Raw genomic sequence first — 15,615 nt, forward strand, 5'->3', positions numbered from 1 at the left:
GGGGACGGGCCGCGCGACCCGGATCTGATCGGTCATCTCTCACTCCCAGCGGTGTCGGCGCAGTCGGCCAGACTGCGCCGGGGGTCGGCGGCGGCGGTACGCAGCAGCGCGGTGAGGCGGCGGTGCCACGTCATCACTCCGTCGTGGTCAAGCAGGTCGGTGCGGTAGGTCCAGAGCGCGTCCAGCGCGTCCCGCCGGTCGTCCAGCCAGAGCGTCAGGTCGAGACGGGCCGCGTCCGGGGTCAACTCCACGCCGGTGAACTCGCCGCCGACGGCGCTGCGGTGCCGGGCCGGCGGCGCGTTCTGCACCCCGAACGCGACCTGGACGAGCGGGTTGCGGCCCGGTCGACGGGCCGGGTTGAGCCGCTCCACCAGCAGGTCGAACGGGACGTCCTGGCGGGCGGCGGCGAACAGCGTGACCCGCCGTGCCTCGGCCAGCAGTTCGGCGAACGTCCGGTCCGGGGCCGGGCGCAGCCGCAGCGGTAGCGTGTTCACGTGGCAGCCGACGCTGCGCTCGGCGGCGACGCTGGTGCGGCCGGCGAAAGCCACGCCGACCAGCAGGTCGTCCCGGCCGGTGGCGGCGCCGAGCAGCGCCGCGAACCCGGCCAGCCCGACCATGTGCAGGCTGGCCCGGTGGGCGCGGGCCAGGTCCCGCACCGCCATGGCGGTCGCCGGGTCCACGGTGGTCCGCAGCGCGGCCCCGGGGCGGGCGTTAACCGGGGCCCCCTGCTCTACCGGAGGCGTTAAGCGGGGGCCCGTCCTTACCTCCAGCAGGGTGGGGGCGCCGCGCAGGTCGGCCAGCAGCTCGTCGGTCGCGCGGCGGCCGGCCGGCCCGGCCAGCCAGGCGCGTTGCGCGGCGGCGAGGACGGCCGGGCCGGGCACCGGCTCGCCGGGCGGCGCGTCCGGGTCGTCGTAGGCCGCCGTCAGGTCCCGGACCAGCACCCCGAACGACCAGTCGTCGGCGACCGCGTGGTGCACGACCAGCAGCAGCGCCTCGGCGCGACCGTCGCCGTCGGGCAGCAGGTACGCGCGCAGCAGCGGCCCGGTGGCCAGGTCCATCGGGGCGCGCGTGCCCTCGGCGGCGAGCCGGGCCAGCCGGGCGTCGAGCGGTGCGCCCGGGTCGGCCGGTGCGACCACGAGGTCCGGCCGGGCGTCCGGGCGTACCACCTGCACCGGTCCGTCCGGCCCGGCGGGCAGGACGGTGCGCAGCGCGGGATGCCGCTCGACGACCCGGTGCAGCGCCCGGGTCAGCCGGTCCGGGTCCAGCGGCGCGGCGAACCGGATCGCGAACGCCAGCAGGTAGGACGTGTCGGCCGGGTCGAGCCGGTGCAGGAACCAGAACCGCCGCTGCGCCGCGGACAGCGGTGCGGGCCCGCCCGCCGGCTCACCGGCCGCGTCCCCGTCACCGGCCGGCCCGGTGGTCGTCGGCGGGCCGGTGACGTCCCCGCCGCGCCACCCGGGGTCCACCGGCGTGCCGTCCGGATCGGCGGGCACGTCGATCCGGGCGGCCAGCGCGGCGACTGTCGGATGGGCGAACAGGTCGCCGGGGTGGACCCGGCGGCCGGTGGCGGCGGTCAGCCGGGTGGCGCAGCGGACCGCCAGCAGCGAGTCGCCGCCGAGCGCGAGGAAGTCGTCGTCCGGGCCGGTCACCGGCACGCCGAGCAGTTCCCCCCAGACCGTCGCGACCAGCGCACCGGTCGGGCCGAGCGCACCGGTGTCGGCGGCGGAGCCGAACGTCGGCGTGGGCAGCGCGGACCGGTCCACCTTGCCGTTGGGCAGCGTGGGCAGCCGGTCCAGCCAGAGCACGGCCGCCGGCACCAGCGGCGCCGGCAGCACCTCGGCCAGCCGGGCCCGCACGTCGTCGCGCCGCTCGCCGACGAGGTAGCCGACCAGCAGCGGGTCACCGCTCGGACCGGGCCGGACGGCGGCGGTCGCCTCGCGTACGCCGGGCAGCGCGGCGAGCCGGGCGGCCACCTCGCCCAGCTCGATCCGGTAGCCGCGCAGCTTCACTTGGTCGTCCAGCCGCCCCAGGTAGGCCAGTTGCCCGTCCGGACGCAGCCGCACCCGGTCGCCGGTGCGGTACATCCGCTCGCCGGGGCGGAACGGGTCCGGCCGGAACCGGGCCTCTGTCTCCGCCGGCCGATCCAGGTAGCCGCGGGCCAGCCCGGCGCCGGCCAGGTACAACTCGCCGGTCTCGCCGGGCGGCACCGGTCGGCCGTCCGGGTCGAGCACGTACGCCCGGGTGCCCGGCAGCGGCCGGCCGATCGGCGGGTCGCCGTCGTCGCGCGGCACCTCGGCCCAGGTCGAGTACGTGGTGTCCTCGGACGGGCCGTACAGGTTGCACAGCCGGCGCACGTGCGGGCGGGCCCACACCCGGGCGGTCAGCGCGGCGGTGAGCGGCTCACCGGCCAGGCAGACCGTGCGGACGCCAGGCGGCAGCGCGCCGGCGGTGAGCAGTTCGCCCATCGCCGCCGGCACGGTGTTGACGAGCGTCACCGGCAGCCGGTCCGCGCCGGGCGCGGCCAGCGCCAGCACGTCGTCGACAAGCAGCACCCGCCCGCCCCAGGCCAGCGGCCCGAAGATCTCGAACACGGACAGGTCGAAGCAGACCGAGGTGGCGGCGAGCATGCCGCCCAGCTCGGTGTCGTCGAACGTCTGCCGGACCCAGTGCAGCAGCACCGACGCGGAGCGGTGCTCGATCGCCACGCCCTTGGGCCGTCCGGTGGAGCCGGACGTGTAGATCACGTACGCCAGGTCGGCCGGCGTCACCGGGGTCGCCGGGTCGGTGCCGTCCGCCGCCGGGTCGAGCCGGTCGGTCAGCACGGTCGGGCCGGCGAACCGGCCGGCCAGGTCGGCGCGGGTCAGCACCAGCCGGGCCCCCGAGTCGGCGGTCATGAACGCCACCCGGGCCGCCGGGTACGCCGGGTCCAGCGGCACGTAGGCGGCGCCGGCCTTGAGCACGGCGAGCAGCGCGACCACCAGTTCCGGCGTACGCGGAAGGCAGACGCCGACCCGGTCGGCGCGTGCCACACCAGCGGCGAGCAGCACCCGCGACAGCCGGTTCGCCGCCTGGTCGAGGTCGCGGTAGGAGAGCGTGGCGTCGCCGTGCCGGACCGCCTCCGCGTCCGGGGTGCGGGCGGCCTGCGCGGCGACCATCCGGTGCAGGCAGTCCACCGTGGCCGCGGTGCCGCCGGTACGCCGGGCGGCGCCGCGGCGGGTCGGGCCGGGTCGGGCGGGCGCGCTCACCGGCCACCACCCCCGATCGCCGCCGCGAGCCGGCGGTCCGCCTCCTCCTGGATGCGGTCCTTGTCGGCGAGCACCACGCGGCCCGGGTCGTTGTCCGGCAGTTCGTCCTCCAGCCGCCGGATCCGTCGGTACGCGATGCCGGCGGCGGCCAGCGCCAACGCGCAGAGCCCGGCCAGGATCGCGGCCAGCGCCATGCCCCGGCCCGGCCCGGTGCCGACCAGCCCGGCGAGCGGACCGTCCGGCCGGGCCAGCGGGGCGAGCACGTGTTCGGCGAGCGGCCCGGCGCTGAGGAACCCGGCCGGCACCATCAGCCAGGACAGCATCTGTGCCATGGCCAGCACCCGGCCCTGCAACTCCAGGCCCACCTTGGCCTGCACGATGGCCAGCCAGTGCGTGTTCACCAGCGCGGTGGCCAGGCCCATGCCGAACAGACCGAGCGCCGGGAACAGCGGGTCCGGCCGCAGCCCGACGGTGAGCAGCGAGACGCCGAGCAACACGACGCTGGCCAGGATGCCGGTGGTCCGCCGAGCGGTGCCGCCCCAGACACCCATCAGCACCGACCCGACCACCATGCCGACGCCGCTGGCGGCCAGCACCCGGCCCAGCACCGCCGGGTCGCCGAAGGAGAGCGTGAGCGGCGTGACCAGCACCTCGACCATGGCGAAGAAGTAGTTCAGCGACGCCACCAGCACGACCAGGGCGACCAGCCCGTGCCGGCGGACGATGAACCGCCAGCCACCCAGCACCTCGCGGCGGAACGGCTCCTCCCGGCGCACGAAGAGCGTGTCCGGGAAGCGGACCGACAGCGTGACGGTCACCGCCACCGCGAACGTGACCAGGTCGATCACCACGACGCCGCGCAGCCCGACGGCGAGCACCAGCGCGCCGCCGACCAGCGGGGCCAGCACGGTGCTGGTGGCGGTGCCGAGCGCGACGATGCCGTTGGCCCGGCCGTAGTAACGCTTCGGCACGAGCTGGGTGACCGCCGCCTGGTAGGCGGGTTGCTGGAATGCGGTGGCCACGGCGGTGACGGTGATCGCGGTGAGGATGTGCCAGAGGTGGAGCTGGCCGAGCCAGAGCAGCAGCGCCAGGCTCACCGTGCCGGTGGCGGCCAGGCAGTCGGCGAGCACCATGATCCGTCGGCGGTCCCACCTGTCGGCGAGCGCGCCGGCGATCGGGGAGAGCACCACGGCCGGCAGCAGCGCCAGCACGGTGGCGGTGGCGAACAGCGAGACCGATCCGGTGCGCTGGTAGACCCAGAGCCCCATGCCGAACGCGGTCAGCCCGCTGCCGATCAGCGAGACGAGCTGGCCGATCGCGACCAGGTAGAACACCGCCAGGCTGGGCGTCGCCGGCCGCCGCGCCGGGACGTCCGCCGCGGGTGCGGTCCGGGGCGCGCTCCGGGCCGCCCCGACCGGCCGCGCCTCGACGGGTACGCCGGTGGGCCGGTCGGCTTCCGCGGGCGCGGCGGCGGACCGGTCCGGCACGGGGGCGCAGTGCGCCAGGATGATCGCGGCCAGCTCGGCCGGTTGGTGCTTGGCGAAGTAGTGCCCGGCCCCGTCGATCACCGCCAGCGACACCCGGTCGGCGAAGAACTCCCACTCCAGGTAGCGCTCCTGGTACAGCTCGGTGGCCCGGTCGCCGCTGCCCACCACGCAGACCAGCGGCGCGGACAGCTTCCGGGGCAGTCCGGTGGCGTAGACATCGGTGTAGTAGTCCTCGCCCCGGGCCGAGTCCGCCAGCACCACGCGCATCACGAAGTCCTTCTCGGACTCGTCGAAGACCTCGGTGAAGAAGCCCATCGCGCGCAGCGACTCCAGCGTCCGCCGCTTCGACGCCCAGCGCTCCACCGGGAACCACCGGCGCAGCCAGCCGAACACCCGGCCGGGCAGCCGGGGCGCGGGGAAGTGCGCGCCGATCACCACGCCGGTCACCTCGACGCCGGCCGCCTCCAGCCGGCGGGCCAGCTCCACCGCCTCCGCGCCGCCGACGCAGTGCCCGTACACCGCGACCGAGCCGGTGATCTGCTCGACCGCCTCGGCCACGCAGCGGTCCACCAGCTCGTCCAGGTCGAGCATCGGCTCGTCCGGGCGGTTCAGGTCGTGGCCGGGGCGCTCCAGCGCGTACAGCGACACGCCGGCCGGCAGGGCGTCCGCCAGCGGCTGGAACGTGATCGCGGAGCCGCCGCCGAACGGCACGCAGAGCAGCGTCAGCGTGTTCGGGGTGCCCGGCCGGGCCGGGGTCAGCTCGTGCAGCAGCTTCCCGGCCGAACCGCCGGTGGCGGTCAGGTGCTCGGTCAGCGCCCGGATGGTCGGGTGCCGGAACAGGTCGAGCACGCTGATCGCCGGGTCGCTGCCGGCCAGCGCCTTGATCGCCCGGAACGAGTCGCCGCCCAGGTCGAAGAAGTCGTCGTCGATGCCGACCCGGTCGTAGCCGAGCACCTCGGCCCAGCGCCGCGCCAGCGCCGCGCGCAGCGGCGTGTCCGGCTCACCGGCGCCGGCCGCGGCACGGTCACGGCGGGGCGCGGGCAGCGCCGCCCGGTCGACCTTGCCGTTGGCGTTGAGCGGCATCCGGTCCAGCGGTACGAACGCCGACGGCACCATGTAGTCCGGCAGCCAGGTGCGCGCGTACGCCCGCCACGGCGCCGGGTCGGCGGCGAAGTCGGCCGTCACGTCCCGCCCGGCGTCCGGCTCCGGCCCGTCGGTGAGCGTCAGGTACGCCACCACGGCCTTCTCGCCCGCGTCCTCGCGGACCACCACGGCGGCGTCGCGGACCGCGTCGTGCCGGCGCAGCACCGCCTCGATCTCGCCCAGCTCGATCCGGAACCCGCGCACCTTCACCTGCGAGTCGCCCCGGCCGAGGAACTCGATCCGGCCGTCGGCCAACCGGCGGCCCAGATCGCCGGTGCGGTACAGCCGCCCGCCGCCGGCCGGGTCCGGCACGAACCGCGCGGCGGTCAGCGCCGGATCGGCATGGTAGTCCCGGGCCAGCCCCGGCCCGCCGAGGAAGATCTCACCCGGCACGCCGACCGGGGCCGGATCGAGCCCCGGGTCGAGCACGTGGACCCGCATGTTGGCGATCGGGCGGCCGATGGTGGGCCGGGTCTCGTCCGGGGTGATCCGGTCCATGGTGGCCCAGACCGCGGCCTCGGTCGGGCCGTACAGGTTCCACAGCGCCTCCACCCGCTCGGCCAACTGCCGGGCCAGCGGCGCGGGCACCGCCTCGCCGCCGCAGACCGCGGTCAGCCCCGGCGTGCCGGTCCAGCCCGACTCGATCAGCAGCCGCCAGGTCGTCGGCGTGCCCTGGGCCAGCGTGACTCGCTCGACGGCGAGCAGCGCCGCCAACCGGGGCGCGTCGTACGCGACGTCGCGGTCCACCAGCAGCATCCGCGCGCCGACCACCAGCGGCAGGAACAGCTCCGGCACGGACATGTCGAACGCGAAGCTCGCCATCGCCAGCATGGTGCCGTCGCGGGTCAGACCAGGCCGCTCGCGCATGGTGGCCAGCGTGTTGACCACCGCGCGGTGGCTCACCCGGACGCCCTTGGGCCGGCCGGTCGAGCCGGACGTGTAGATCAGGTACGCCAGGTGGTCCGGCCCGGCCGACGACGGGACGGCGGTGTCCGGCTCCCCGGCCGGGTCCGCGCCGGTCACCACCGTGCCGGCGAAGTCGAGCCGGTCGGCCAGGGCCGGCTCGGTGACCAGCACCGCGGCGCCGCTGTGCGTCAGCACGTACCGCTGTCGCTCCACCGGGTACTCCGGGTCCACCGGCACGTACGCGCCGCCGGCCTTGAGCACGCCGAGCAACGCGACCGGCAGCTCGGCCGAGCGGGGCAGGCAGACCGCGACCGGCACGTCCGGCCCGACACCGGCCCGGCGCAGCCGGTGCGCGAGCCGGTTGGCGCGGGCGTCCACCGTGGCGTAGTCGAGCGTGGCGCCGCCGAACGTCACGGCCGGCCGGTCGGGCCCGGTCGCCACCTGACGCGCGAACAGGTCGACCAGCGTCGGCACCCGGTCGGGCGGGGTGTCCCAGCCGGCCGGCGCGGCGGTGTCGTTCCACTCGGCGAACCGGTCGCGCTCGGCGGCGGTGAGCAGCGGCAGCGCTGCCAGCCGGGTGCCCGGGTCGGCGCCCGCGGCGGCGAGCAGTGTCTCCAGGTGCCCGACCATCCGGTCGGCGGTCGTCGGGTCGAACAGCGCGGTGTTGTACTCCAGCCGGAACCGCAGCCCCTCGCTCACCTCGTACGCGTACAGCGCCAGGTCCTGCTGGGCGATGCCCGGCTCGACCGCGAACGGTGTCATCCGCACCCCGGCCGCCGCCACGTCCCGCTGCTCGGGCACGTTGAGCAGGTTGAACATCACCTGGAACAGCGGGTTGCGGCTCAGGTCGCGGGGCGCGTCGACCAGGTCCACCAGCCGCTCGAACGGCACCTCCTGGTGGTCGTACGCGCCCAGCGCGGTGCGGCGGACCCGCCCGAGCAGCTCGGCGAACGTCCAGTCGCCGTCCAGCACGGTCCGCATCGGCAGCATGTTGACGAAGAAGCCGACCATCGGCTCCAGCTCGGCCCGGACCCGGCCGGCCACCGGCGTGCCGACGCAGACGTCGCGCTGGCCGGTCCAGCGCCACAGCAGCGTCTGCCACGCGGCCAGCAACGTCATCGCCAGCGTGACGCCGTGCCGCTGGCTGAACCGGCGCAGCGCGTCGGCGGTCGACGGGGGAAGCACCAGCGTGCGGACCGCGCCGTCGAACGTCTGCACCGGCGGACGCGGCCGGTCGGTGGGCAGGTCCAGGACGGTGGCCGCGCCGGCGAGCTGCCGCCGCCAGTACCGCAGGTCCGGGTGGTCCGGATCGGCCAGCCGGCCACGCTGCCAGCGCGCGTAGTCGCCGTACTGGACGGCCAGTTCGGGCAGCGGGTCGCCGCCGCCGGCGCGGGCGGCGGCGTAGCGGGTGGCCACCTCGTGGGCCACCACGCCGAGCGACCAGCCGTCGGAGACGGCGTGGTGCATGGTCAGCGACAGCACGTGCCGGTCGTCGGCGACGCGCAGCAGCACGGCCCGGAACAGCGGCCCGGTGGCCAGGTCGAACGGTCGCCGCACGTCGGCGGCGAGAGCGGCGTGCACCCAGCCGGGCACCGCGGCGGCCACCGCGGGCTCGACGATGCTCACCGGCGCCGCCGGGTCCGGGTCGGTCGGCGCGGTCCGGACCGGCAGGTCCACCGGCCCGGCCGGGAGCACCCGCTGCACCGGGTCGCCGTCCGGCCCGAGCGGGAACACGGTCCGCAGCGCCTCGTGCCGGCGCACCAGCCCGGCCAGCGCGGTCCGCAGCGCGTCCAGGTCGAGCACGCCGTCGAGCAGCAGCGTGGTGCCGACCGTGTAGGCGTTCTGCGCGTACGCCTGGTCCAGGAACCACAGCCGGTGTTGGCCGGAGGAGAGCGGCGCCGGGCCGGCGTCCGGCTCGGCCCGGGGAATCCGCCCCCCGGCGTCGGACGCGACGCTCGGGTCGGGTGGGCCCGCCACAGGCGGCGTCGCCGGCGCGACAGCGGTCGGCTCGTCGTCGGCGGCGGTCGCGGCGTCGACCGGGACCGCCACGGGCGGCGTCGTCGGCACGGCGGCCACGGTCGCCGGCAGTGCCGCCGCGAGCGCCGCGACGGTCGGCCGGGCGAAGACGGTCTCCAGCGGCACCGCCACGCCGAGGCGGGCGCGCAGCCGCACCACCACCTGGGTGGCGAGCAGCGAGTGCCCGCCCAACTCGAAGAAGTCGTCGAACGCGCCGATCGGCGCGATGCCGAGCAGCTCGCTCCAGACCGCCGCCACCGCTTCCTGCCCCGCCCCCTCCGGCGCCACGAACGCGCTGCTCAGCGCCGGCCGGTTGCCCGTCTCCTCCGCGCGCTGATGCACGGAAAGAGTGGCCATGGCGCCCGGAATAGCCACTCTTTCCGTGAAACAGGCTCCGGCGTCGGTGGGGGTGCGGGAGGCGGGGGCGATCCAGTAGCGGTGCCGCTCGAACGGGTAGCCGGGCAGCGGCACCCGCCGGGTGCCGGTGCCGTGGAAGCGGTCCGTGTCGACCGGCACGCCGGCCAGCCAGAGCCGCCCCACCGCGTCGAGCAGCGTCGCCACGTCGTCGGACTCGGCGCGGGGATGCCGCATCGCCGCGACCGCCCGGGTCGGCGGCAGTCCGGCCAGCCGGGCCAGGCCACCGAGCGCGTGCCCGGGGCCCACCTCGACCACGACCGCGTCCTGCTCGGCGAGGAACGCGGCCGATTCGGCGAACCGGACCGGCTCGCGCAGGTGCCTCACCCAGTACGCCGGATCGGTGACCAGCCCGGGGGTGACCCGCCCGCCGGTCAGGTTGCTGAGGTAGGGGCGCTGCGGTTCGGCGTACGCGACCCGGGCGGCGTGCGCGGCGAACTCGTCAAGCACCGGGTCGAGCAGCGCCGAGTGGTAGCCACGTGTCACCCGCAGCGGGCGGCAGTCCACGCCCTCCGAGGTCAGCCGCTCGCGCAGCCGCCCGACCGCCGCCGGGTCGCCGGAGACCACGCACAGCTCCGGGGCGTTCACCGCGGCCAGCGAGAGTCCCTCGTCGAGCAGGCCGGTCACCGTAGCCTCGGGCCGGCCCACCGCGAGCATTGCCCCGGCCGGCGTACGCGCCACCAGCTCGCCGCGTATCCGCACCAGGCGCAGCGCGTCGGCGAGCGGGAAGACGCCGGCCAGGCAGGCGGCCACGTACTCGCCGAGGCTGTGCCCGACCATCAGGTCCGGGGTGACGCCCCGGGCCAGCAGCGTGCGGGCCAGCGCGTACTCGGTGACGAACAGCGCGGGCTGCACCAGCTCCGGGCGGGCCAGCAGCTCCTCCGCAGCCGGGTGCCCGCCGGGCGGCGGGTCGAGCACGGCGCGCAGGTCCCGGCCGAGGTCGTCGCCGAGCAGTTCGGCGCACGCGTCCACCTCGGCCCGGTAGGTCGGCTCGGCCCGGTAGAGCCCCGCGCCCATCGCCACGTGCTGGGCGCCGTGCCCGGGGAAGGCGAACACCAGCGTCCGCCGGCCCTCCGGACGGGCTCCGGTGAACCGGCGGGCCGGCGTGTCCAGGGCGGACACCGCGTCGGCCCGGTCCGCCGCCACCACGTACCGGCGGTGGGTCAGCGCCCCCCGGCGGCCCAGCGTCGCCGCGACGTCCGCGAGCCGCACCCCGGGATGGGCGTCGAGGTGGTCGCGGAGCTGTCGGGTGGCGGTCTCCAGCGCGGCCGGGGTGCGCGCGGACAGCGTCAGCAGGCGCGGCCCCGGCGCGGGCGGGGCCGCCGGGCCGGGCGGCGCCGGCGGCTCCTCCAGCACCACGTGCGCGTTCGTGCCACCCATGCCGAACGAGCTGACCCCGGCCCGGCGCGGACCCTCGGCGACCCACGGCCGGGCGGCAGGCTCGAAGCGGAACGGGCCGGTCTCGACGTCGATCGCCGGGTGCGGCCGGTCCACGTTGACGGCCGGCGGCAACGTCCGCGTCCACAGGGCCAGCACGGTCTTGATCAGACCGGCCACCCCGGCCGCCGCGTCGGTGTGCCCGATGTTGGCCTTGACCGAGCCGAGCGCGCAGAAGCCGCGCTCGTCGGTGCCGCGCCGGAACGCCTCGGTCAGCGCGGCCACCTCGATCGGGTCGCCCAGGCTGGTGCCGGTGCCGTGCGCCTCCACGTAGCCCACCGAGCGGGGGTGCACGCCGGCCGTGGCCAGCGCGCGGCTGATCACCTCGACCTGGCCGGCGACGCCCGGCGCGGTGTAGCCGGTGCGGCGGGCCCCGTCGTTGTTGATCGCCGAGCCGCGGATCACCGCGTAGACCGTGTCGCCGGCGGCGACGGCGTCGGCCAGCCGCTTCAGCACGACGACGCCCACGCCGCTGGACTCGATGCTGCCGCGCGCGTCGGCGCTGAACGGGCGGCAGTGCCCGTCGGGGGAGTAGATGCCGCCGTCGTGCCAGAGGTAGCCGCGCCGCTGGGCCGGGAAGACACTCACGCCGCCGGCCAGCACCACGTCGGACTCGCCGGCCAGCAGGCTCTGCCGGCCCAGGTGCACGGCCACCAGCGACGTGGAGCAGGCGGTGGCCACGGTGACCGCCGGCCCGGTCAGGTCGAGCTGGTACGCGACGCGGCTGAGTAGGAAGTCCTTGTCGTTGCCGAGCGAGAGCTGGTGCTCGCTGAGCCCGCCGGTCAGCTCCGGGTGGCCGCTGAGGTGGTCGAGCAGGTAGGAGCTGCGGCCGGAGCCGGCGAACAGGCCGACCCGGCCCGGGTGGCGGGACGGGTCGTGGCCGGCGTGCTCCAGCGCGTGCCAGGCGCACTCCAGCAGCAGCCGGTGCTGCGGGTCCAGCGTCTCCGCCTCCCGCGGGGTGAAGCCGAAGAACGCCGCGTCGAACTCGTCGACGCCGGGCAGGAAGGTGCCGGTCCGGACGTACGCCGGGTCGTCGATCCGGGCCGGGTCCGCGCCGTCGGCGAGCATCTCCTCGACGGTGAACTCCTGGACCGACTCCACCCCGTCGCGGATGTTCGCCCAGAACTCCTCGACGGTCCGGGCGCCCGGGAACCGGCCGGCCATGCCCACCACCGCGATCGGCCCGTCCGCCGGGGCGGCGGACGCGGTCGCCGCGCGCACCGGCGGGGCCTGCGGCGTCACGCCGGTCGTGGTGACCGTGACCAGGTACGCGGCCAGCGACTCCACGGTGGGGTGGCGGAACAGGTCGGTGGCGGTCAGCACGTCACCGAGCCGGGCACGCAGCCGGTCCAGCACGGCCAGCAGCCGCATCGAGTGGCCGCCCAGGTCGAAGAAGCTGTCCCGGGTGCCGACCTGCTCGACGCCCAGCACCTCGCGCCACACGTCGGCGACCAGCCGCTCCAGGCGTACCCGGTCGGCATCCCACCGGTCCGGCGAGCCCGCCGTCGCGGTCGTCGGGCCGGCCGGCGCGGCGGCCCCCAGGCCGGGCGGGGCGGCGCTGTCGGCGCCGCCCGGGGCGGCGGGACCGGTCGGCGTGCCCGGTGCGGTGGCGCGACGGGCGGCCGGGACGTCGGTCGGGCCGGGCGCGGGCAGCGCGTCGGCGTCCACCTTGCCGTTGCCGGTCAGCGGCAGCGCGTCCAGCCGTACGAACGCGGCCGGCACCAGCCAGGACGGCAGTTCGGCGGCGAGCGCGGCGCGCAGCTCCGCCGGGTCTCCGGCGTCGCCGGCCAGGTACGCGACCAGCCGCGGGTCGGTCGGGTCGTCGTGGCGCAGGTGGACGGTGACGTCGGCGGCCGGCCGGTGTCGCCGGACCGCGGCCTCGATCTCGCCGCACTCCACCCGGTAGCCGCGCACCTTGACCTGCCGGTCGGTGCGGCCCAGGTATTCCAGGACGCCGTCCGGGCGGCGGCGGGCCAGGTCGCCGGTGCGGTAGAGGCGCGCGCCGGGCACCCCGGAGAACGGATCGGGCAGGAACCGCCCGGTGGTGCGGTCGGGCTGGCCCAGGTAGCCGCGGGCCACCCCGGCCCCGCCGACGTACAGCTCGCCGACCACGCCCACCGGCGCCGGGTTGCCCCAGCCGTCGAGCACGTACAGCGCGGTGTTCGCGATCGGCCGGCCGATCGGCACCGAGCCGTCGGCCGGCGTGTCCGGCGCCACCTCGTACGCGGCGCAGCCGACCACTGTCTCGGTCGGCCCGTACTCGTTGACCAGCGCGGTCCCTGGCGCGTGGGTCCGCCACGGCGCGACCTGGTCGGCCCGCAGGTTCTCGCCGCCGATGACGAAGCACCGGGTGCGACCGGCCAGCTCGTCCGGGCGGAGCTGGTGGGTGACCAGTTCGAGCTGGGCGGGTGTGATCTTGACCAGGCCGAACGGCGTGCTGGTGTCGCGCAGCGCCTCGCCCAGCGCGGCCGGGCCGAGGTGCTCGCCGATCATCCGGACCGTGGCGCCGGCGGCCAGCGGCACCAGCAGGCTGGTCACGGTCAGGTCGAACCCGACCGAGGAGTGCAGCGGGACCACGTCGCCGGGGCGCAGCCGGTATGCCTGGGCGGCCCAGCGCACGTAGTTGGCCACCCCCCGGTGGGTGACCATCACGCCCTTCGGTCGGCCGGTCGAGCCGGACGTGTGGATGACGTACGCCAGGTCGTCACCGGTCGGCACGGGCCGGCGGCGCGGCCGACGCCGGGGTCCACCGCCGACGCGCTCCGCCCCGGCCCCGGGCACCGGCGCGTCCGGCCCCGGCACCAGCAGCGCCGCGTCGCCGGGCACCAGGTGCGCCAGGTCGGCGCAGGTGAGCACCACCGACGCGGCGGTGTCGTCCATCAGGTGCCGCAGCCGGGCGGGCGGGTTCGCCGGGTCCATCGGCACGTAGGCCGCGCCGGCCCGGAGCACCGCCAGCACCGCCACGGTGAATTCGACCGCGCGGGGCAGCAGCACGCCGACCAGGCCACCGACACCGACGCCCCGCGCGCGCAGCGTCTCCGCCAGCGCCTCGGCCCGCGCGTGCAGCTCCCGGTAGCTCAGCGCGGCGTCGCCGTCGGTCACCGCCACCCCGTCGGGGGTACGCCGGGACTGCTCCTCGATCAACGCGTGCACCAGCTCGTCCGGCTCGGCCGGCGTGGCGGTCCGGTTCCACTCGCCGACCAGCCGCCGGTGCTCGGCGGGGGTCAGCATCGCGGCCGAGCCGACCGGCGTGTCCGGGTCGGTCAGCAGCGCCGCCAGCAGCGTCCGGAAGTGGCCGGCGAGGCGGGTCATCAGGTCGGCGTCGAACAGGTCGGTGCGGTACTCCAGCACGGTCCGCAGACCCCTGTCGTCCTCCCGGACGGCCACCGTGAGGTCGAACTTGGCGGTCTCGACCGGCACCTCGACGGTGCTCACCTGGAGACCCTCCAGGCAGGGCGGGGCGGTCTCCCGGCCGTACACGAACATCACCTGGAACAGCGGGCTGAAGCCGGCCCGGCGGGCCGGGCGCAGCGTCTCCAGCACCGTCGAGAAGGGCAGTTCCTCCCGGCTCAGCGCGTCGAGGACGGCGACGCGCACCCGCTCCAGCAGCGTGCCGAAGGACGGGTCGTCGTCCAGTCGGGCCCGGATCGCGACGGTGTTGAGCAGCAGGCCGACGAGCTGCCGCGTCTCCGGGCCGCGGCGGCCGGACACCGGTGTGCCGACCACGACGTCCCGCGCGCCGGTCCACCGGGCCAGCAGCACGTGCAGCACCGCCAGCAGCACCATGTACGGCGACACCCGCGCCCGCCGGCAGTACGCGGCCAGGTCCCCGGTGGGCACGTCCAGCGGCACCGACAGCGTGGCGCCGGCCCTGGACGGAACCGCCGGCCGGGGGCCCCGGGTGGGCAGGTCCAGCGCGGCGGGCGCGCCCGCGAGCTGCTCCCGCCAGTAGTCGAGCTGGGCGGACGCCTCCGCGCCGGCGAGCCACTCCCGCTGCCGGCGGGCGTGGTCGCGGCAGTCGCCCTCGACCGGGTCGAGCGCGGCCGGTCGCCCGGCCCGGTGGGCCGCGTAGAGCCGTTCCCACTCCTCGTGCAGCAGGCCCAGCGACCACTCGTCGACGGCGACGTGGTGGAACGTCAGCAGGAGCACGTGCTCCTCCGGCGCGCAGCGCACCAGATCGGCCCGGAGGACCGGCCCGTGGGCCAGGTCGAGCGGGTCCCGGGCGGCCGCGCGCAGTCGGGCGTCCACCTCCCGGTCCCGCTGCCAGCTCGGCAGTCCGCTGAGGTCGTGCACGCGCAGCAGTCCCGGGCGCGGTTCGTGGACCACCTGGACGAGCCGGGTGTCCGTGCCGTCGCCGCCCGGCTCCGGGACTCCGGCGCCCGAGGCGGCGCGGGGCGGCTCGGGCGCGAGCGTGGTCCGCAGCGCGGCGTGGCGGGCCACCAGGTCGTCGAGCGTCATGGACAGCGCCGCCACGTCGAGCGGGCCGTGCAGCCGGTAGGCCAGCGGCACCAGGTAGCCGGCCGAGTCCGGGTCGAGGCGGTCCAACTGCCACATCTGGCGCTGCGCGGCGGTCGCCGGCGCGGGACGGTCGGAGCTGTCTCTCGCCGGTGGGGCGGGAACCGTTCGCCGGGGCCGCAGGACGTCGGTCATCGCCTCCGCCTTCGTCGCTGCCGGCCGTCGAGTGGACCGCATCCGGACGCGGGCGGTCGCCGCGCCGGACCGTCCGGCCGGGATGATGGAAGATCAGGATTCCTCGATGGGGAACCGGGCTCATCATGTCACCGGCGATCTTTGTCCGCCGATCCCCGAATCGTGCCGCCGGTCGGTGCTTTCGGTGTCGAGCGCTGCACGTTCGGCCAGTTCCTGAAGGGCGGTAAGAAATGTGATTGCGCCGGCTCGGCGCGCACTCCGGGCCGGTCTCCGGGGTGATGTCGCTCGTATCGGTCATCGGGAGCTTCCGCCACCTC

General features: G+C 76.5%; 2 protein-coding genes. Both read right to left on the reverse strand.

All coding sequences use genetic code 11. From position 1 onward, the window contains the following. Positions 1-32: 32 nt before the first annotated feature. Positions 33-3,245: an amino acid adenylation domain-containing protein gene (locus tag OG767_RS11340; protein WP_405093364.1), complete on the reverse strand. Its 3,213-nt coding sequence runs from the start codon at positions 3,243-3,245 to the stop codon at positions 33-35. Further along, positions 3,242-15,298, reverse strand: coding sequence for an amino acid adenylation domain-containing protein (locus OG767_RS11345; RefSeq protein ID WP_405093365.1), 12,057 nt, complete (start codon positions 15,296-15,298; stop codon positions 3,242-3,244). The genes OG767_RS11340 and OG767_RS11345 overlap by 4 nt, the downstream gene beginning before the upstream one ends. Positions 15,299-15,615 lie beyond the last annotated feature (317 nt).

Source organism: Micromonospora sp. NBC_01392 (genome assembly GCF_045040125.1).
Taxonomy (GTDB): domain Bacteria; phylum Actinomycetota; class Actinomycetes; order Mycobacteriales; family Micromonosporaceae; genus Micromonospora.